Raw genomic sequence first — 22,481 nt, forward strand, 5'->3', positions numbered from 1 at the left:
AATATTATGATTCCAGTATTACTATTAATGACGATAGGTTTCATTCTTGGATATGTTCTCAAAAATGAAACCAAATTCATTCTATTTTCAAACAAGGCTACAACCCTTATTATTTATATGTTATTATTTCTTTTAGGAATTGGAGTAGGTTTAAATAAAACAATTGTTTCAAATATGGCTAACATTGGCTTACAAGCTATTTTAATAACTTTTGGAGCCGTATTAGGAAGTTTAATTCTTGCATACATCACTTATAAATTATTCTTTATCCAAAAAAAATGAAAAATAGCATCATCATACTTTTTATGTTTATAGTGGGTGTAGTTTTAGGGCTATACAAATTCTTACCAGATTTTTTAATAGAAAATGATTTTTCCAAATACTCATTATATGCCTTAATGTTTTTTGTGGGTATTGGTATTGGAGCAGATGGTAGTGCACTTAGTGTAATTCGTAAAACAAAAACAAAAATTATACTAGTTCCACTTTGTGTTGTTTTAGGTTCATTATTTGGCGCAGCAATAATATCTTTTTTTATTTCTGAAATTAGTATAATAGAAGCTATGGCTGTAGCTGCAGGATTTGGTTACTATAGTTTGTCTTCTATATTTATAACAGAAATTAGTGGAGAAACCTTAGGTGTTATTGCCTTATTATCTAATATCTCAAGAGAAATTTTAACGCTTTTAGCAACTCCATTTTTTGTAAAACATTTTGGTAAACTAGGAGGCATTGCATCTGGAGGGGCTACCTCAATGGATACCTGTTTGCCTATTATTTCAGAAAGTACAGGGAAAGAATGGGCGATAATTGCTGTTTTTAGTGGTGTTGTATTAACTATAATTGTACCTTTTTTAGTTCCTTTTATATTGACATTTGTTTAAATTAATATGCGCATCCTTCTTTAATAAAAGTAATATAATTATCAACAGTTATTTATAAAAACGGGCTCGTAAACAAATGTTAATGAGCTCCTTTCAAATAATCTATCATAAAATTGTTGGTTGAGTTTTTATCATTTCATTTTAAGGTTAAAAAAATATTTTCAATTACTAAGCTGCTTCATTTTTGGGGTAGACTATGTAATCTCCTTAACTACCTTTAAAATAAATCGTTTATCATATCGACATCGATTATTTTCTCGTTTCATAAATTTTTGTTCTTTCATACACTTGGTTTTTGTGTATAGCTATTCTTTGGGATGCCTTAGAAATTTAGTTATCCTAGTTTTTAAAAATTACGATGGTAACTCATAGGGTAACTGTGGTATGCGTATTTAAGTGGATTTTGACATATTTTTGTTAAATGTCAAAAAAGCTTAATTCCCTTTGAATAGTGAGTAAACTCAGTGTTTATAAGTTGTTGAGGTGTTTTTATCACTGAAAAGTGATGTAAAAAGAAAAGCCTCGCATAAAATGCAAGGCTTTTTGCGGAGAAAGAGGAACTGTAATATGTTTTGTATAGTTCTGATAATCAGGGAATAAAAATTATTTCATACAAAATACGCACCGAATTACGTACCTAATTTGTAATCAACTGAAAAACAGTTATTTAATATTGTTTTTGTTGTAGTTTAATTTTTTATGCATTAAAATTTTGATAAAAAGTTTATGTTAATAAAAAAATAATATTTTTTAAACTTTAACTTAAAAGAAAAAGAGGATCTGCAACTGTTTCAAAATACCTTATGAAAAAAGGGGTTTGTAGGAGGGAGGAGGTTCTTCAAACTGACATCGAATTAGTCCTTCTTTATTTAGTCTAGAATGTAGTTATTTATGATATCCGTAAAAGTGGACTTACAACAAAAAGTAGGCCATTTTTTCTAAGACCTATGCTACATCTTTTAATTTATTAAATTCTAATTCGACTTCAAGAGGAGATTTATAGCCCAATGAAGAATGTAATCGTTTTCTATTGTACCAAATTTCTATATATTCAAATATGGAAGTTTTGGTTTGTAAAATACTTTCATACTTTTCATGGTAAATTAATTCAGTTTTAAGAGTTTTGAAGAAAGATTCTGTTACAGCATTATCCCAACAATTTCCTTTTCTACTCATACTCTGAGTAATTAATTCATTGTTTTTTAAATGTTTTCTGAATAAATTACGGGCATATTGGACACCTCTATCTGAATGAAAAATTAATGGTTTTGTTATGTTTCTTTTCGATAATGCCATTCTCCAAGCAGGTATAATAGTTCTTTTTGTTGATAAATTGCTACTTAAAGCCCACCCGATTACCTGACGATCATATAAATCAATAATTGTAGTTAAATACAGCCACCTCTGGGGAGTTCTCACATATGTAATATCTGATACTCAAACTTCATTTCATGTTGCAGGTGTAAACTCTCTATTTAAATGATTCTTAGAAATCAAAAACTTGTGATTAGAATCGGTTATAGCTCTATATTTTCGTTTCACCTTACTTCTTAAATAATTTAACTTCATTAATTTAGACACTCGTACTTTTGATATTGAATAACCTTGTTTCCTCAATTCTGCTGCAAAACTACTTCTTAATTGTTTTAGAGCCTTCGTTATGTTTTTTTACTCATGCAATAGTTCTAAAGTTACAAGGTATGCACAATGGTCTGAAGCAATTGTATCAATAATAACTTCTGTTTCAATTACTTTCCATCTGTTATGTGGAAAAAACATTACATAGTCGAGTTTTTCAGTTGGGTTATCTGAGGGGAAAGTATGTTTTAAATTTTCTTTATTATAAGAGGGTGACCACACTTCTTCAAGTATGTTAATTGGTGAACTTCCTGGTATTGCATTAAGGTCACCTGCTAAAATAGTTGGATATTTACTTGAAGTAAACACTTCATTAATTTTTTTTACCTGAGCTATTCTGTCACTTTCATCATTTAAATGATCTAGATGCGTTGCTACAAATGCTATGGTGTCTTTTGATGGAATTATGGTTATTATTTCTAATGCAGCTCTTGGTTCATTTCCTGGTGTAAATGGTAAGGCTACATTTCTTGTTTGTAAAAAGGAATATTTAGATAGTATTCCTTCTCCATATTCACCACCATCATAACTCATAGCTTTAGCAAATAATGGTATTAATTTTGTTCTCCAACCCAACTCAGTTACTAAATCATATTTATGGGCTCTATTTGTTTTATAATCAACTTCCTGCATAGCTACAAAATCTGGTTTTGTTTTTTTAATAACATTTGCTATAACATCTAAATCAAAATCACCTTTTGTAGTAGCTCCATGAAGAATGTTAAATGAAAGAACTTTTACAATTTTATTACTCTCTACTTTGGTTTGAGACCAACCAGTTTTGCAGAATAATATTATTAATAGAATGATTGTTATTTTTGTTTTCATTTTTTAAATATTTGGAAATGTTTATGTATTAGATTTGTGAGATTGAAAAATTATAGTTTTTTCTTTTGTAGCAATTAGCTTGAAATATTTTTAACGGTTTAATTTAAATTTAGATACTATCATAAAATGATCTGAGGGAAACCCATCTGGCCAAGTTGAGATCACTTCAGTAGTTGTGTTTTTAAGTCCTATTCCTTTATAGTAGAGTTGGTCAATTCTTTCACCCCATTAATGGGTATATCCAGGAAATTTTTTATAGTTAGGATGGAGCTCTCTATAGGAATCTTTAAATCCATTTTTTAACATTTTAACAGATGCTTCACTATTACCACTATCGGTGTGTGGGACAGCATTAAAATCCCCTCCAAACAGAATTGGGATATCATCTGCTTTATCAAATTTTTCTTTATGAAAATCATAAACTAATGGAAAAGATGACATTCCATACCAATTAGACATTGCATAAATCTGTTGGTTTTGATCTATTTCTATTTTTACCGAAATATTCATAAATTCTGTATCTTTAGATACTTCTAATTCTTTTATTGGGTAACGACTTAGTATTGAGATATTTGATCCTTGTGAACAATAATCCCAATCTGATGTAGTTGCAAAATAATAACCTAACTCAGCAGCAATAAAATCTCCAGAGGAATAGGTTTCCTGCATTAAAATGATATCTACATTCTCTTTTTTTAATATGTTGGCGATTCTAATACGAGAGTCCCATCCATCCTTATTTATTGTGAAATGAGTTCCTCCATGCCAGATATTCCATACACCTACAGTAATCGTGTCTTTTTTTTCTTCTTCTTTCTGAGTTTGAACTTTATTCAATTTATGCTTATTATAGCTATTCAATATTGTTTCAGGAAGGAGGGATTGTCTCCAAAATACAAGATTGTCTATTGAAAAGTTTGATGGATATAATCGCTCTTTTTCTCCAAATAAATTAGCAAAATATTTATTAATGTGTACTTTGCCATTTTTTAGATAGTATATTTTATTTATAGGTTTTAAAGCTGTAAGCTCGTGATTTTGAGTTACAGTATATGGATTATAATATAAGTTTTTATGGACTTTAATTACTTCTTTTAGAATCTTCAATTTTTGTTTTCTAAGACTGTCACTTTTCAATTTTCCAATTTTAAGCTTTCTTATGTATAATTCTTCAGGGTCAACAATTAAACTAAAAAACTCATCCTCAGTTACATTCTCCAATTTGAGTTTGTTAAACTCATCGACTAATGTTTGTAGTTGATTTACTCCATTTTTAATTTCGGGTAATATTTCATTATCATAGTCAAAGCTATTTTCTTGTGATCCAATTATTATGGGGTTATTATTAAAAAAATCGAAACTCATTTTGTAAATAGCTACATTAAGTCCGTCATAATATAGCCTAACCTCAGATAATTCTTTTTCATAGGTCATTGTAATTTGATGCCAAATTCCATTGGACAAGGGCATTTTATCTCCATTATCTCGTTCATAATTTAACCTGCGTTTTCCAGATCCAATGGACCAGCCTAGGGTGCCTCCTGAATTATATAAAACCCAACCTTTATTTTTTTGAGAGGAGATTCCTTTGTTTTTAAACTCCTTTTGAGAAATTAACACAGTGGGTTTTGAAGAGGTAGTATTGACCCAGAACTGAATAGTGAAACTTGTAGTTCCATCAATAGATAAACCTTGTAATTTTAAATTATTAAATTCTTGATTAATTGATTTTAAGAATAGAGCTTCTCCTTCAATCCCTTTAGTAAAATGATAATTGACTCCTTTAAATCCATAATTTTCACAATTTAAACTTTCATTAAAACTAAATTGAATAGGTGTATTATTATTAATAGTTTGTGAAACTACTGCGTTTGACATTAATAAACTTAAAATAATAGATACTATTTGTTTCATATAAAAAACTTTTTAATTTTTCCTTGCTCATTTTATTTCTTCAATTTTTAGGACTGCTCTTTATCTATTCATTCCTAAATTCAAATGACGAATAATGGTAGTTTTTAATCCTATTTATACATTGAATATTACTTTTTAATATAAGTTGATATTTCAGCCATTGTTGCATTCTTTGAACCATCATGCGCAGATTTAACTATAAATTTAAAATATCTAAATGATTTTTCTTCAGAAAAACCAATATATTGCTTGCTTTTAATATTTTGCAATACAAAATCTCCTAAACTTTCCCAATTTGTATTGTCACTACTTATTTGTATTTCAATGTCCTTAACAGCTCTGGAAAGTGTTTGTCTTTGTGAAAAACTAAAACCATCAACGGTATTCGATTGCCCCATATCTATAATAATATGATGTGGAGGTGCTGCATCGCATCCATTCCAGCAGGAGTGCCAGTAAGTATTAAGATCATCATCTAAAACATCAGCAGCCCTTCCTGTAGTCCCTTCTCCTCCTGTATCTTCTTGTGAACTAAAACTTAGAACACTCCAATTTGATCTATCAAGTATTGTATAAACTGGTTCTTCAGGAATTGTAGGGACTTCTAATTTAGTAAAATCTATAGTTGGAGCGGTTCCACTAGCCGTTCTGTTATGAGATGTATTCGATGGTTGATTGTCACTAAAAAAACCACAATTTCTCAGATAAAATTTATCTCCTTCTGTCTGGGTTCCACCATCATAATCTAATCTCACTCCGCTTTTTCCGGTATTGTCAGTTGTAAATAGGGCAGATGTAATTTCACTCCAAACCCCTTGGGTATCATAAACCCATTGGTTGGAATAATCAACTTGTCTTGTTTTATCACCCATTGTTGTATCAAAATTCTCTAAAAATGAATGTAATCTGGTTAAATGTGTACTTGTAGGAAATGGTCTTCTAAAACTAGCAATCAATTTCCAATCACCTACTTCAGGGGCATAAAAATATGCAGTATAATCAATAGAGTTGCTTTCATATGATTCTCCTTTTAATAAAAATTTATAAGTATTTCCAGGTGTCCAGTCATAAACAAAATAACTTTGAGCTCCAGCCCCTTCTCCTCCAAATTCCTTAACTGTAACATCAGCTCCGTTACCAAGAGGTTTTACAGTATATTCGTCAGGTATTTGGTCAGGGTCTTGAGTATCAAATGCACTCCAAACAGAAAATAATATATGTCTTTCTGTGGCAGAATTAACTTGCATTCCGAAGTAACCATCTGAAAACCCATTTGCCATAAAATAAGATCCTATAGGGTCGCTTCCTACAGGAACTGTTACTTCATTATAAAACCAAGTAATGTCTTTATTGGTTGGTTCTTCATAATTTAAATGTACTGAAGGACCTCTTCTTCCCCAATAAAACCAATCGGCATCCACATAGCTTATTTTTGAGTTCCAAGATGAATCACCAAACAGGATATTAGCTATATTACCAAATGAATCTCCACTATTGTTAATTCCCTCTAATTCCACAAAATGGTATCCTACCTGATCGATAGTAAAAGATCCAACGTTATGATTAATATAATTGTTTGAAGATTGAAATTTAACTTCTTGAGTAATATTACCAAGGCTAACTTTTAAAGTGGTAGCACTCTCAAATTTTGCGTGGATACCAACTTCAATGGTTCCAGTTGTTTTTGCGTAAAAATAAGTTCTGATTTTGTCATTTGAGTTTTTCCAATTTTTTATACCTCCTTCTGTCACCAAATTCTCAGTTGCTTCCCAATTGCCAACAATCCAGCTGTTTCCTTCACATGGCACTGATACTGTATAATCAACCGTTGTTGGTGTTTCCGGTATTGTATTTGTTTCAGGTACATCTGTATCCTTTGAACAAGAGAACAAATTTATTGACAATCCAATTATTAAAAGTAGGACATTCATTTTTTGTGTATTTATAATGAAATTTTTCATTTTATGATTTTTTTAGTTTTTTGAACAATTAGTTTCTATTAATGAAATACCTTCGAGATTCCACGAATCTTGAATAGGAATACACAAATGGTTTAGCGCAGTTATAACTGCATCAACTGTTCTTGGTGTATGATCATAATTATGAACATTTACTTGCACTTCATTAGAAATATCGGCCCAATTGCCTCCTGTTAAAGTACCATTAGCCGATTTAGAACTTGAGTCTGTAATTATTGATCCTGTTCCTTCATCTAGTTTCCAATGTCCTTGTAAATTATCATATTTTGGATGGTTGTTATCTAGCACTTTACATTTCCAATCACTAATATCCTCATCACTTAATAAGGTGTTAAAAATTCTAACTTCTGCTACTGATCCTTTAAATTTATACTTATTATTTCCATCCGCCCCAATTGAAAAGGGGAAGTTATTATTTAAATTACCTATTGATGCCATAGAAGTTTCATTAAAAAACACTCCATCAACATATACTTTTAACATTCCATCACGATCAAAAGTTGCACTTACGGTATGCCATTCATTATCTGTTATTACAGTAGATTCTAAATCTACACGATTTGTACCGTCTCCTACATTAACTTTAAATTTTTGAGTATTTGTTTTAAATGAAAATATATAACCTGGTAATACACCATTATCCCAGTTTTTCTTACCCACAATATGAACATCACCGGCATAATCTGATTTAACACGACATTCTATAGAGAAATCCTGTGAAGTACCAAAACTATGAGCTACATTATCTGAAATTTCAATACTACCATCAGCATCAAATTTAAGTTCTGAATTACTGTTTAGACAGTTTTCTGAATTTGGTATTGTAGTTTGAGTGGTTGTTTTTGCAATTTCTTTGTTAGGAATATTATCTCCACTAGCTATAATAAAAATTGTACGTTCCTCATCGGTAGTTCCTCCATGGTTGTTTGCTATACCTCCGTGATCTGTACCTACAATAACTAACCAATCTTCTTTATCATAATTTTCACGATTTTTTAAAGCTGAGATAACATTACCGATTGATTGATCTACTTTTTCAATAGCATTAATATAATTATCATTATTTAGACTAAATCCAGTTGAGTGACCTGCGTGATCTACATCATCAAAATGAATGAACATTGCAGTTAATTCATTACTTGTCAATTCATTCACTGCTTTTTTTTCTGTATCAAGTGTACTATCTTCTGAATTTACTATTACATCAGCTGTAGATTTCACAACTTTAGTATTTATTGGATGCCATTGAGCAACAGAGACTGTTTTAAAATCAGAATTATAGTCTTCTATTCTTTTAAATAAATGAGGGTATGCTGTATAATTATATGAGTTGAAAGTATTGTCAACTACATTGTGTTTGTTTTCCCAAACTCCAGTAAGCATTGATGTCCATCCTGGGCCACTTATTGTTATACCTGTATTTCTTGCATCTAATGAATATGTTCCGTTTGCAATTAAAGCGTCTAGATTTGGTGTGTTTGCAGCCGTTAGTGCATCTGGTCTGCAGCCATCTATTCCAATAATTATAACTTTTTTTTCTACAACATTTTTTGTTGGTTCTATTATCTGTTCCTCTTGATTAGTATTACTACAAGCAAAAATCAACAAAAATAATAAGCCTATTAATACCCCTTCTTTCTTCATTTTATTAAATATTCTTTAAATTAAAAAAAAATTAATGAAATCATGAAAGGTAAATAATTTACCCTCCATGACACAACATTAACTCAAACAATAATTCACTTAATTATTCATTATACAAAGCAGTTATTTCTTCAGGTGATAACACATAGTCAAAAATTGTACTGTTAGCTATTTTACCTTCAAACCAAGAACCATAAGTTCCTGTTCCATCTTGTGCTAAACGAATTGGGAAACCACTATTGATATCACCAAGAGCCGCCATATTTCCACTATCTACCAAACCTCCATCTTCATATAATGTTAAATCTCCATCGCGATCAAAGGTGGCTACTAATAAATGCCATTCTCCATCATTAATTGCATTTCCATTAAGATCAATTCTATTTCCGTTCCCATCACCAGCATTGACACCCCAGGTACTTCCCTTAAAAGGAAAAATAAAACCTTTATTTCCACCGCTTCCCCAATCTTTATCACCAATTATGGATGGATCGCTATTTGTAGCTGTTGTATTTACCCATAAAGCAATAGAAAAATCACCAGTATGTCTAAAGTCTAAATCAGAAGTATTATCTAATGTAACCATATTAGAACCATCAAAAGCAAAAGCATAACGACCTTCTTCACTACTTATAGTAGCACCGCTATTAGTTACTTCTATATTTTTTACTGTTCCAGCATTAGTTTTTAATTGTGCACCTGTTTTTAATGAGTTTATTTCAGCTACTTGTTCAGGTGTTAGTACATAGTCATAGATATAAGTTTCTCCAAGTTTTCCTTCAAACCAATCTCCATAAAACCCGGTTCCATCTTGTCCTAATTGAATAGGAAGTCCACTATTCATATCCGTTAATGCTGTCATATCAGCACTGCCAAGAGATACACCATCTTGATAAATTGTAGCATTTCCATCTCTATCAAAAGTAGCCATCAGAAAATGCCACTCACCATCATTAATTACATTACCGCTTATATCTATTCGATTACCACTGCCACCAGCATTTAATTTCCAATTGTCACCTAAAAAGGCAAAAATAAATCCTTTATTACTTCCACTTCCCCAATCTTTATCACCAATTATAGATGGATCACTATTTGTAGCTGTTGTATTTACCCAAATACCAACAGAAAAATCTTCTGTATGTCTGAAATCTAAATCAGGGGTATTTATAACTTCTACTTTATTGCTTAAACCATCTAAAGTTATGATTGTTCCAACTTCTGCATTTTTTTCTCTTGAAACAACTTTATCTTCTGTATTTAACCCAATAACTTCTCCAATTTGTTTTTTTAGATAAACAAAGAATTCTATATTAGGTACAAAAACCTTTTTCTTTTTGATGTCAAAAAGAACAGCTCCTATAGAATTATCTTTAAAAAGTATTTCAAACTTTAATGTAGTTTTATCTCCAATTTCCAAAAGATTTAAATCTTCTAAACTTGAAACAAAACTTTTAGATCTGAAGCTATCGTTATAAGTGTTAAATTCTGAAATTACTTCCAAAACTGAAAGGTCACTTCCTAATAGTACTTTAACTTCAACAGGTTCCTTTTCAGTTACAACGGATAGTTCAACAGATTGTCCTTCAGTATAAGATTCTTTTACTTTTGGATTGTAAGATAACTCAGCTAATTCCTCGGTTGTATATTCTTCTCCAGTAATAGGATTTGTATGGTATATGTATATCCCAAATTTTTCAAAATACCTACTATCATTCCACCCTTCTTCATTTTTTGAGCAGCTAATAAGTATTAAAATGAGTAATGCTAACGGATATAACAAATTAGAAATATGTCTAATATTGTTGGGAATATTTAATTTTTTCATAATGTTGATATTGTTATTAAATTAATCTTGTAAGATCCAAATTATTTGATCTCTATCATCCACTTCGCTACCAAATTGAGATATCAATGCAGCAGTATAATTATCCTTATTATCAGACTGTTCAGCAACAGGGTATGCCCAACGTACAGGTATTTTTGATACGTTGTTTTCACTTGAAAATTTATATGTTGGAACTCCTGTTCTTCGTGTTAAGAAGAAAGATTCCCAACCTGAATTTTCTGCGAAAGCAATGTACATTTGTTCGTGAATTCTATTTAAACCAGAAGCTCCAGAAATGTATGGTGCTTTGGTGTTAAGATAATCACTGATTTTATTTTCTTCCACACCATAGAATTCCATAGAAGCAGCTACGCCGTTTTCGTAATGATTTGAGGCATTAGAAGAAATCCAACCTCTGTTTGCTGCTTCAGCAATGTTAAGTTCTTGCTCATAATAGCTAAGTAAAACTGAAGGTTGACCAACAAAATTATTATATCGCTCTTGATTTGGATAAGAAAGATCACCATTAACCCTTTTAACTGCGTTTTCAGCAGTTGATACAGATATATCTGCTCCAACATATGAGCTAAAATTAGCTCTCACCGCTTCTTCATCTGGATTGGCAGTAAGTGAATTTGGAGTAGGGTCAGCTACTATCATTAAACGAGGATCTTCATTATTTTTTAACAAATCAATATAAGTACTTACCAGAACAATATCGTTTGCATAAGCTGCATTGTCTGGATTATATGGACCTCGAAAGCCATCTTTGTCTTGATGTTCGACCTGCATATTATCAAATAATCCAGACATAAGAGGGTATTTTGCTGGGTTGTTTATAATGTTAGAGAATCTCCCCTGAACATTCAATTCTGAATCGTTTGATTTTTTACTTAATGAGACTAAAACCCTTAAGGTATAAGCATTAATTGCTTTTTGCCACTGGCTCAAGTTTCCAAAATAATAAAAGTCACCTTCCAAAACATATGAGGGATTGTTACTTATAAAAACACCCAATTCTTCATTTGCTTCATCTAACCAATTTAAGGCTTGTAGATATACTGATTTTTGAGTGTCATATTTTGGTTGAGGAATTTCTTGTCCTAACATTGCCTCAGAAAGCGGAACATCTCCAAAATCTCTAGTCATATCCACAAAATAGTAGGCTCTTAAGAATTTAGCCAAAACAACATAGACTTCATTATTGCTTCTGTTTGCTTCTTCAATCATTCTGTTTAAATCTCTCAAAACACCAAAATTAAATCCCCCACTTCCAAATTGGTAATCAACAGGACTACCATCTGAATTATTACGAATGTGGTATTGAGCGAAAGAATAACTATCTGTAAAAGTTGATATTGGTTTAGGAGTAACTCTAGTAAATAACAGACTAGGTGGAACGTTTATTGGGTCATTTGGGTTTTCTCTTAGTTCATCATAGTCTAAACAACTATTCATTAGAATAGCTATTGAGAATAATAAAACAGTTTTTAAAATATTTTTCATTGTTATAATTTTTAAAATTGAAGATTTACATTAAATCCATAAGTTCTTTGTGAAGGAAATTGAAGATTTGTAGAACTTTGACTAAATGAATAAGAATCTAAATCAGCAAAAGTTTTATCCTTGGTCCAGTAAAAAAGGTTTCTACCTACTAATGAAACAGATGCTGAATTTAAAAAGGTCTTTTCTACTAATGTTTTCGGAAGATTGTAAGTTATAGTCACTTCTCTTAATTTAACAAAGGTCTTTTCCATTATATTGCTTTGATAAGCTGCCATATAACCTTGAGCCCAAGCTTGATAATCTACTTTAGCAATACTTTCTTCAAAAACTCTTGTGTCTTCAAGTACATTCCCATCTGAGTCATAAGATAATGAACCACTCACTAAAGATACTCCAGGGATTTGCATTGTTTTAGCATCTCCACCATGAGTATAAGCTATGTTAGAAAGTTCTCTCTCTGGATGAGTAGAATTAGGGTGCGAACCTGATCTCCATAAGTCACGTTCATAACGATCTAAAGTTACTCCCCCAAATCTGCCATCAAGCAAAAATGAAAGGGTTACATTTTTATACGAAAATGTGTTTTTCATACTTAGTGTAAAATCATTTTGAGAATTCCCAAGATTTCTATAAATCTCCGTTCTTTTAGGAAGACCATTTGATTGGATAACCAGTTGTCCATCGGGTGATTTCTCCCACTCATAATACCATAAGTCATAAAGTCTTGCACCTACAAATGTTCTTCCTTCTTTTTCCGGAACGGTTCCATCAGGAAGAGGAGGTAATGAAGTTAAGTAATCTTTAAATGAACTATAGTTTATTAACGAATTCCAAGTAAACTTATCTGTTTTCACAGGGGTGAAATTCAATGTTAAGTCATACCCCTTTCTTTGGGTTGTCCTACCATTTTCTCTAATACCTGTATATCCCGAAGTTTGAGAGAACCTTTGAGTAAATATTTGAGGCCCATAATTATTTTCAAAATAGGAAGCCTCAAACGCAATTCTATTATTGAAGAACTTACCTTCAATACCATATTCATAAGAAGTAGTAAAAGATGGTGAAATATTAGGATTGTCAATAACTGATGGATAAAATGCTATTGGCAGATCTCTATATGTGCTACCAGTACTATAAGCGTTAACGGCATTATAAATTGCTAAATCTCCACCCACTTTTGCATAGGCAGCCCTAAGTTTTAAAAAATTAATTGACTCAGGTAATTCAAATATTTTATCTAATAGAATACTTGTGTAAACAGAAGGATAGAAAAATGAATCATTTTTGGATGGTAAGGTTGAAGATTTATCAACTCGACCTGTAAAGCCTAAGAATAATTTATTTTGATACGCTAAATCTACAGTTGCATAAGCACTATACACACCCTTTTCTTGTTTTGAACTTGAAGGAGTAATTTTATCAACTGAATTACTCAATTTAAATATTTCAGGAACTACTAACTGCGTTGTTTCGGCATAAGATGTGTTGTATCTATAAAGTCTTTGATTGGCTCCAAGTGTTGCATCTATTTCAAATTGGTCATTAAAAAAATCATCATTATAACTAATTAAAAAATCTGTATTTGATTCAAATATGTTATCTTGAAAGTGTCTGTATCTTCCACCTCTATCTGGAATGTCATAATCGTAAACATCAACAGAAATCTCTTGATCTATTGTTCTGGAATCAGTTGTTAAACTTGTTCTAACAAAAGCATTAACTTTTTCATTTAGCTTATAATTTACTTTTAAAAAACCTAGTACATTATTTCTAGTATAAGGCTTTTTAAAGCCATGCACATAAGCATAAGGATTGTTATACCTCCAGTTCTCTACAAACTGTTGCTTAATTCCTTCTTTTCCTGGCACCCAGAAATTTTTAAAATTTCTAACATCGAAATGTGCTCCTCCCCAAATTGCTAGGGTATAAATAGGTGAACTCGGACCATAATCAGCTCTAGGAGCATTATCGGTGTTCTGAAAATTATGTTGTAAAGATCCATCTACTGATAATTTGTTTGAAATATTTATATTTCCTCTTAATCTAAAAGTATTGATATCTAATTTTGCTCCTGGCACTGAAGACTTTGAATATTTGTAAGTATTGGAAATATTAAGACTTCCTTTTTCTCCATTAGATTGGATTGAAACATTGTTAGAACTAACAATTCCTGTTTCCATAAAATTACCCAAATTATCTTTTCCCCTTGCTACCCATGGTGTAGACGTTCTTTCTCCTGTGATTGGATCTATTGGAGAATCAAATTGTTGCAATAACCTTCCATCGAATTTTGGTCCCCATATGTTGTAATCATAGTCATTTTTCCCGTTACTTCCAGGTGCTCCTGTATCAAATTCATAAACACCTGCATTTCCTGGTCCATACTCTGTTTGAGCTTTTGGAATTCTTGTAAAACCTCCCTGGAAGGTAGTCGAAGAATTTACAGAAATTATAGTGCCTTCTGCTCCCTTACTTCCAGACTTAAGTGTTATTTGAATAGCACCATTTAATCCTAATGAGCCATAAAGTGCTGATGCTGATGCTGCTTTTAATACAGTAATACTCTCTATATCGTCTGAACTTATATTCCACATATCTGTGCTTGGATTAGGAACTCCGTCTATTACAATTAGGGGTCTACTTCCTCTAAGATATATTCCTGGATCTGAAAAGAAACCATTACTGTTAACAATTGTTAGTCCTGCAACTTTTCCTGTTAATGATTCTGCAACATTTGGAGCTATGGCTTTTTGTAAAGATTCTCCTTTAACTTCTTGAATAGCATATCCAATACGTTTTTTCTCCTTTTTAATTCCAAGGGCAGTAACAACAACTTCGTCTAATTGATTAGCATCTTCAGCTAAAGCTGTGTTAATGATTGTTTTTCCTTTTACTGAAATTTCTTGTGTCACAAAACCTATAAACGATATTGTTAAAACAGCATTTTCACTAACTTGAATTGAGTATTTCCCATCAAAATCTGTAGAAACACCGGTTGTTGTCCCCTTAACAGTTATGGTAGCACCGGGTAAAGGTGTACCTGCTACATCTAATATAGTTCCGCTAACGGTTTTCTCTTGCGCTTGCAAAGAACACGTTAAAACTAACAAAAGTATTAGTAATCCTTTAGTCATTAATTTTTCCATAAGTAAAATTTAAATTAGCATTCATAATTTGGTTTTATTAAGTTTAATTAGGTATGATTTGTTAATTGTATTCCATTAATTTAATAGGTATCCTTCATCCAGTTATATGGTCTTCTTTTTATCCAGTTACCTCTTGTGAAATCTGGAAAGTCTTGTGGTTCTCCATTATTTTCGATAGATAATTCTGATAATGGTGTTATAGCACTCCAGGCGGCTGCATCATATGCATCCATTGATGGAGCAATATTTTGTTTAGCTGATTCCACAAAGGCATTGATTACAAAAAAGTCCATTCCTCCATGACCTGCTCCTTGCGCATGCTCACCATACTTTTTCCAAAGTGGATGATCATATTTCTCCAGCCATTCTTTTGAACTATCCCAACGGTGAGGGGCTGATTGACCTTCAATATATATTCTGTCTCCATCCTTCTCCCAAAGTCCGTTTGATCCTTGCACTCTAAATCCTAATGAATAAGGTCTTGGTAAATTACAATCATGAGTAACAATAATTGTTTCTCCATTAGCAGTTTCAATTGTAGAGGTTATAACATCACCTTGCTTAAATTTTAACTTAGCGTTAGGGTGGTCTTTTCCTCCATTTTTAACTATATAATCGTTTAACCCGATACCTTTACTCGCATTTGCTGTAAGTGATAAAAAACGATTTCCTCTATTAATGTCACACATAGCTGCTATTGGGCCTGCTCCGTGAGTAGGGTATACATCTGCATTTCTAAGCAATGAATGTTGTGTTCTCCAAACAGATTCTGAAATTCCTTTTTCACCAAATTCTACTCCTTTACCATAAGCCGTTTTTCCATCATTCAATTTTACAAAACGTAAATCGTGTTGGTAGCCACATCTAAAATGAACCAGTTCCCCAAATACATTTTGCTTAACCATATTTAACACAGCCAAAACATCACGTCGGTAATTCACATTTTCCAAAATCATTAAATGTGTTCCTGTTTGTTCGTGGGTATTTACCAAATCCCAACACTCTTCCATAGTATTGGCTGCTGAAACTTCCAAACCAGTATATTTCCCAGCTAACATTGCATCCTTAGCCATTCTCGTGTGCCATAACCATGGAGTAGCTATTATTACAGCATCTACATTTTTTAATTCTAATAAATTTCTATAGTCATAATCACTGATTCCAAATATTTCTGGTTTTTTTTGACCAGATTTTTCAATTATATCCAAAGCATTTGAGATTCTTTTAGGATCTATATCACAAATCGCTGTGACTAAAACATCTTCTCTATTTAATACATTGTTTAAATGATTAGTTCCACGTAATCCAACTCCTATCATTCCAACTTTTAGTTTGTTGGGACTTTTTCCTATTCCGAAAGTAAAATTTGGAGCTAGTGAAATTCCCGCACCAACTATTGCTGTTTTTTTTATAAAATTTCTTCGTGTATTCATTATATTATGATTTCATAAATTGTACTTAATTGACTAGATAAATTCAAAATTGTGAACCTATTTGTTACAAATATGTCATTAATTATTAATGAAAGGAGGCGGTTTTTTTATCTAAAAACACCTAAATAATATTTAAAAAAAATTAAAGATGAATACACCTACCTTTTTTAATGAATATAATAGCAAAAGAATGTGTTTAGCTTTAAATGTTTGACTTAAAGTATGTTATAAATTGATTTATTTTAATAAGTAAAAATGTATATTTGGAAAATATTATGATTGTGTTATGTTTGTTAACCATAATTTGTTAAAACTAGTCTTTGGTTATCCAATTTAAAAAATGAATTTATGAACCATTTCTTAAAAATTTTATGCTGTTTGGGGTTCTTGTTTTTTAATGATAATTTTATCATTGGACAAGAAAAATCAAACTTTATTAAACTAAGCCAAACTTTTGATGGCAATTCAAATATTATTGAAGATAATTTAGGATATATATGGATATCTAATACAAAAGGTTTGAATAAGTACAATGGATATGATTTTTCAATTATTCCATATGGACAGGTTTTTGAAAAAGCTACAACTAAAAGTGATGACCGTTATTTATTAGCAAAAGATAATCTTGGAAACATTTGGGTTTCCTCATATAAAGGAGAGTTAATAAAAATAGATTCAAATGGAGTATCTATTTCTTATAAGGAAAGTCTTAATTATAATAAAGAGCCTTTGTATATAACATCTATTAGATCAATAAATAATGATATATGGTTTGGCTCTTCAAATGGAGTTGTTTTTAAATATAATCACCTTATTTCAGCAATAGAAAATGTAACTGTTCTTCCAAAAATAAATAACTCACCTCAATTGATTAGAAGTATTGCTATTACAAATCCTGAAGAAATTTGGGTTAGTACTAGTAATGGTTTTATATATAATTATTCTTTAAGATTAAAATCACTAAAAAAAATAGAAAAGCCTTTAAATGATGTTGTTCAAAATATTAGGCTAGTTGAAGACATTAGAGAAAATCTATGGATTGCTACAAATTTTCATGGATTGATGAAGTATAATCCGAAGAAAAACGAGTTTAATAGATATGGTAAGCTTGAGACTAAAGAATCTAATTTGAATTATGCTATGTTTATTAGTGTTTTTTGTGACAGTTCAGGGAAAATTTGGGCGGGGACAGATGGCGATGGTCTGTACATGGTTAATCCTGAGAACGACGAAGTAGTTATTTTTAAACATGAAAAAACGAATAACTTTTCAATTAGCAATAATACAATTACTCATATATATGAAGACACTCACAATAATATTTGGTTGGTTGACAAAAAGGGTAAAATAAATATACTTCCAAAAAATAATGAAAAAATAAAATATTATAACGGTCTTGAAAGTAATACATCTACTAAAATTCTTTCAATATTGGAATCTTCAGATGGATCATTATGGCTGGGAACGGATGGTCATGGGCTTAATAGAGTTTTTCCTGATAATTCTAAAATACAATATGACGAATCTAAGAAAGGAAAACAATTTTTTAAAGGTAAATATATCCAAAATTTGGAAGAAGATTCTAATGGAAATATATGGATAGCAACATACCGAAATGGTTTATGGTTATATGATAACAATTTGAAAACATTTTCTAAAATTGAAACAAAGGATTCTTCAGGTAATGTGTCGGAAGATGTAAGGTGTCTTTTAAAAGATTCAAAGAACAGAATTTGGGCTACAAATGGAGTTGCAATAAATATATTTTCTAAGAGTCAAAAATTGTTAGCTATATATGATTATAAATCGATAGGTCTAAAAGGTGAAGTTCCAATTACCTTATGTGAGAGTGGCGATAAATCTATTTGGTTGGGTGTAAATGAAGAAGGATTATTTAAATTTAATGAAAATTCTGAAAATTTAAACAATTCATATTTTACGAAATATAATTATTATATTGAAAAATATGAGGATATCAATAATTATAATATTCAACAAATAATTCCTGATAAATTTAATCACCTATGGGTTTTATGTAAATCAGGGTTTTTAGTAAAATATAATATCTTAGATAATAGTTTTGAATCGTATGCAGGTAAAGAGGGAATTAAAGATATAAGTATTAAATCAGTTTTAATTGAAGAACCAAATAGTTTATGGTTGGGTAGTAGTAATGGAATTCATAATTATAATATAACATCCAATATTTTAAAATCCTTTCACCAAGTTGATGGTTTTCAAACCAATAATTTCACTAAAAACAGTTCTTTTAAAAGTCCTAATGGAACATTTTATTTTGGTGGAGAAGTAGGTGTAAACTCTTTCGTTCCATCTAATTTAATTGAAAAAGAAATCTCCGCAAAATTATATATAAGTAAAATAGAGATTTTAAATAAGCCAGCTAATTTGATAATTGCTGATCAAGTTAAAAGAGGAATAGAATATGTTGATGAGTTAAAATTAAAATCAAATCAATCATCATTCTCATTTCAGTTTTCAGCTGTTAATAATTTGCTTAATTCTAACTATCATTATGCTTATAAATTAAATGGTTTTGATAAAAATTGGATTGTTCCTAATAAAGAACGAATTGCAACTTATACAAATATTCCTTATGGAAATTATGTTTTTGAAGTAAAGGCAGGCGTAAAAAAAGGAGAATGGAATATAGATTCAAGAAAAATTAACATTTCAATAAAAGCTCCCGGGTGGCTTAGTTTTTGGGCATTTGTAATTTATGCTTTTGTAAGCTTATCTGTAGGCTTTGCTATTTTTAATTGGTTTCGATTAAGAAGTAGTTTGGCAAAAGAAGAATGGCAAAATAATAAGGAAAAGGAACTATATGCTTTAAAAATGAATTTTTTCGCAAAAATGTCTCATGAAATACAGACTCCTTTGACTCTTATTTTGGGACCCATTGAAGATATGTTAAGTAAGGCTGATGGAAGTGGAAACAACCTCCTAAAACAACGATTAACAATAATTAAGAATAATGCAAAAAGATTATCTAGAATTGCTACAGAACTTATAACTGTAAGAAATAAAGAATTGGGTAGATCAAGAGTTTTTGCGTCTAAAAATAACCTTCTGGTTCATTTGAAAAAAATGGCAATATCATTTTCAGAACAGGCTCGTTTTAAAAATATTGATTTTATTGAGGAATACCCTGAAGAAGAAATATTTTTATGGTATGATATTGATAAAATTGAACATGTGTTTTATAATTTATTATCAAATGCTTTTAAATTTACTCCTAAAGAGGGAAATGTTAAATTTAAAGTTGTTTCTAACCAAAATGAAGATTTTGTTGAAATTTTAGTTATTAATTCTGGATCTGGAATACCTGAAGAAGAATTAGAGGATATATTTAAACTTTTTTATCAATCCAACACCGGAAAAACGACAAGAGGTTCTGGTATTGGTTTGGCTTTGACCAAAGAGTTAATTTACTTGCACAAAGGAGAAATTAGTGTAAATTCTTTACCCGATGGCAACACCATTTTCACAGTTAAATTGTCAAAAAAAGAAGATGTTTTTTCTGATGATGAAAAAATACTTGTTGATTCTTCCATAATATCAAATGAGTTAATTAAACAAAGTATTGAGGTTTTGGATAATGATTTTAAGAATGACACTAAAAACTCTACTAGTAAAAAATATACGATACTCGTTGTTGAAGATAATATTGAAATGCAAATGTTATTAAATGATGTATTAGGTAAAAATTATAATGTTTTAATTGCTGACAATGGTGTTGAGGGAGTTAAATTGGCTGAACAAGCAATTCCCGATATAATATTAAGTGATATTATGATGCCATCTATGGATGGTATAGAAATGTGTGAAATACTTCAAAAAAATAGAAAAACTTCTCATATTCCAATAATCTTATTAACCGCAAAAAATACTACAAAAACTAAAATGAGAGGATTGGAATCTGGCGCAATAGAGTTTATTAATAAGCCTTTTAATTTTAAGGAACTATTAATTAAAATTAGCAATATTATTGAAGTGAAAGAGAAGGTAATAATTAATTATAAGGCTGAAATTTCAACGATACCGAAAGATGATGAGGTAAAATCAAAAGATGATATTTTTATAGAAAACTTAATAAAAGAAATTAATAATGAGATTGATAATCCAAAATTTAAGTTGGAAGAATTATCATCAATACTAAATATGAGTTATTCAGTTATTTATAGAAAATGTCAGGAAATTACTGGAAAGACAATTATTGAATTAGTTAGATCTATTAAATTAAAAAGAGCTGCATTATTAATTGTAAAACACGGATATAAAATTTCAGAAGCAGCTTATATGGTTGGTTATAAGGACTCTAAATATTTTACAAAATGCTTCAAATCTGAATTTGGAAAAACCCCATTAAGGTTTAAAAAAGAAGTAAAAGAAATTGGATTGACTGAATTTTTAGAAAAATACAACTTACATGTTTTTCAACTAAAGTATTCGGATAAGTAATTAATGGAATATTGATTATATAGAAGATTATACAAATTGGTCAGCAAAAATACCAAACTTTCAGAATTTATTAACATAGCATATTACAACGAGCATCAACTTTTTAAAATATATACAATAAGACCAATAAAGTTTATCCTACTTTTTGCTTCAAACTAATAGTGGACTTGTAACAAAAAGTCAGACAATTTTTTTAAGACCTATGCTACATATTTTAAATTGTTAAATTCCAGTTCTACTTCTTTAGGTGTTTTATAATTTAAAGAAGAATGTGGTTTTTTTCTATTATACCGTATTTCTATATATTCAAATACTGCTAATTTAGCTTCTTCTATGGTTTTAAAACTATGATGATAAATCAATTCAGACTTCAATGTTTAAAAAATGACTCAGCTACAGCATTATCCCAACAATTTCCTTTCCTGCTCATACTTTGAGTAATGAGCTTATTGGTTTTAATATGTTTTCTAAATTCTTTACTAGCATATTGGATACCTCTGTCTAAATTAAAAAGTAAAGGCTTGTCTATTTCTCTTTTTGATAATGCCATTTTTCAAGCCGGAATAATTAATTGATTGGTGTATAAGGTTGTACTCAAAGTACAACCAATAACTTGCCTATCAAATAAATAAATAACAGTTGTAAGATACAACCAACCTTGTTTGGTTTGTATACAGGTGATATCAGATACTCAAGCCTCGTTTAAATCTTCAGGAGTAAAATTTCTATTTAAATAATTTCTGTAAATAGGATATCGATGGATAGAGTTCGTTGTAATACGATATTTTCTGATTATTTTACTTCTCAGACCATTCAACCTCATTAATTTAGCAACCCTCCCTTTTGAAATATGATAACCTTGTCTATTTAATTCAGTTGCTATTTTAGGACTTCCATAAGTTTTCTGGCTACTATCAAAAATACTCCTTATTAAATCGGTAAATAGGCTATTTTCTAAAGCTCGATTAGAAGGGCCACAACTAAACCACCTATAATAACTACTTCTGCTTACTTTTAATACTTTACACATCTTCTTAATAGGATATAAATGTTTATAACTCGCTATAAACTGATAGACTTCCCATCGCTCTTGGAAATGATTTAGCATTCGTGAATAACAAATTTTAAAATAGAAAAAAAATAATCAAAAGATATAAACGGTTTTTTTGATACTGTTGTTAAACTGGAAGTTTCTTTGTAAG

General features: G+C 30.4%; 15 protein-coding genes. 3 read left to right on the top strand and 12 right to left on the bottom strand.

Features of this window, described 5'->3' with window-relative positions:
* The first annotated feature begins 6 nt into the window (after nt 1–6).
* Together IEW75_RS06390 and IEW75_RS06395 are read left to right on the top strand one after the other, a co-directional pair.
* Nucleotides 7–282 (top strand): LysO family transporter, encoded by a 276-nt coding sequence (locus IEW75_RS06390; protein ID WP_158283781.1) that lies wholly within the window; start codon nt 7–9, stop codon nt 280–282.
* Nucleotides 279–884, top strand: a complete 606-nt coding sequence (locus tag IEW75_RS06395; protein ID WP_134247896.1) for a LysO family transporter — start codon at nt 279–281, stop codon at nt 882–884. Before IEW75_RS06390 ends, IEW75_RS06395 begins: the two co-directional genes overlap by 4 nt.
* Before the next feature lie 945 nt (nt 885–1,829).
* On the opposite strand, the gene IEW75_RS06400 is transcribed toward IEW75_RS06395, so the two are convergent.
* From IEW75_RS06400 to IEW75_RS06440, 9 genes are all read right to left on the bottom strand, one after another.
* Nucleotides 1,830–2,312 (bottom strand): IS3 family transposase, encoded by a 483-nt coding sequence (locus tag IEW75_RS06400; protein ID WP_134247897.1) that lies wholly within the window; start codon nt 2,310–2,312, stop codon nt 1,830–1,832.
* A gap of 240 nt (nt 2,313–2,552) precedes the next feature.
* Complete coding sequence (locus IEW75_RS06405) at nt 2,553–3,350, bottom strand: endonuclease/exonuclease/phosphatase family protein (RefSeq protein WP_134247898.1); 798 nt, start codon at nt 3,348–3,350, stop codon at nt 2,553–2,555.
* A gap of 228 nt (nt 3,351–3,578) precedes the next feature.
* Nucleotides 3,579–5,264, bottom strand: a complete 1,686-nt coding sequence (locus IEW75_RS06410) for an endonuclease/exonuclease/phosphatase family protein (protein ID WP_134247899.1) — start codon at nt 5,262–5,264, stop codon at nt 3,579–3,581.
* Between the two features lie 128 nt (nt 5,265–5,392).
* Complete coding sequence (locus IEW75_RS06415; protein ID WP_134247900.1) at nt 5,393–7,225, bottom strand: DUF3472 domain-containing protein; 1,833 nt, start codon at nt 7,223–7,225, stop codon at nt 5,393–5,395.
* A 12-nt stretch (nt 7,226–7,237) separates the two neighbouring features.
* Nucleotides 7,238–8,887: an alkaline phosphatase family protein gene (locus IEW75_RS06420; protein ID WP_134247901.1), complete on the bottom strand. Its 1,650-nt coding sequence runs from the start codon at nt 8,885–8,887 to the stop codon at nt 7,238–7,240.
* 103 nt (nt 8,888–8,990) lie between these two features.
* Nucleotides 8,991–10,715 (bottom strand): LamG domain-containing protein, encoded by a 1,725-nt coding sequence (locus tag IEW75_RS06425; RefSeq protein ID WP_134247902.1) that lies wholly within the window; start codon nt 10,713–10,715, stop codon nt 8,991–8,993.
* Between the two features lie 21 nt (nt 10,716–10,736).
* On the bottom strand, nt 10,737–12,221 hold the full coding sequence (locus tag IEW75_RS06430) for a SusD/RagB family nutrient-binding outer membrane lipoprotein (RefSeq protein ID WP_134247903.1): 1,485 nt from the start codon (nt 12,219–12,221) through the stop codon (nt 10,737–10,739).
* Between the two features lie 11 nt (nt 12,222–12,232).
* Entirely contained in the window at nt 12,233–15,367 is a 3,135-nt protein-coding gene (locus IEW75_RS06435; protein ID WP_134247904.1) for a SusC/RagA family TonB-linked outer membrane protein, read from the bottom strand.
* 80 nt (nt 15,368–15,447) lie between these two features.
* Nucleotides 15,448–16,800 carry a Gfo/Idh/MocA family protein gene (locus IEW75_RS06440; RefSeq protein ID WP_134247905.1) on the bottom strand — a complete coding sequence of 451 codons (1,353 nt, stop codon included), beginning with the start codon at nt 16,798–16,800 and terminating at the stop codon, nt 15,448–15,450.
* A gap of 348 nt (nt 16,801–17,148) precedes the next feature.
* Between IEW75_RS06440 and IEW75_RS06445 the strand changes: the two genes are divergently transcribed.
* Nucleotides 17,149–21,279 (top strand): two-component regulator propeller domain-containing protein, encoded by a 4,131-nt coding sequence (locus IEW75_RS06445; RefSeq protein ID WP_134247906.1) that lies wholly within the window; start codon nt 17,149–17,151, stop codon nt 21,277–21,279.
* A 200-nt stretch (nt 21,280–21,479) separates the two neighbouring features.
* Here IEW75_RS06445 and IEW75_RS06450 read toward each other — a convergent pair whose 3' ends face one another.
* The 3 genes from IEW75_RS06450 to IEW75_RS06460 all read right to left on the bottom strand — a co-directional run bounded on the left by IEW75_RS06450 (nt 21,480) and on the right by IEW75_RS06460 (nt 22,387).
* Nucleotides 21,480–21,653 (bottom strand): integrase core domain-containing protein, encoded by a 174-nt coding sequence (locus tag IEW75_RS06450; protein ID WP_134247907.1) that lies wholly within the window; start codon nt 21,651–21,653, stop codon nt 21,480–21,482.
* Nucleotides 21,650–21,829 carry a DDE-type integrase/transposase/recombinase gene (locus IEW75_RS06455; protein WP_134247908.1) on the bottom strand — a complete coding sequence of 60 codons (180 nt, stop codon included), beginning with the start codon at nt 21,827–21,829 and terminating at the stop codon, nt 21,650–21,652. Before IEW75_RS06455 ends, IEW75_RS06450 begins: the two co-directional genes overlap by 4 nt.
* Nucleotides 21,830–21,970: 141 nt before the next feature.
* Entirely contained in the window at nt 21,971–22,387 is a 417-nt protein-coding gene (locus IEW75_RS06460; protein WP_134247909.1) for an IS3 family transposase, read from the bottom strand.
* Between the last annotated feature and the right edge of the window lie 94 nt (nt 22,388–22,481).

The sequence above is a fragment of the Lutibacter litoralis genome (genome assembly GCF_014646675.1).
Taxonomy (GTDB): domain Bacteria; phylum Bacteroidota; class Bacteroidia; order Flavobacteriales; family Flavobacteriaceae; genus Lutibacter; species Lutibacter litoralis.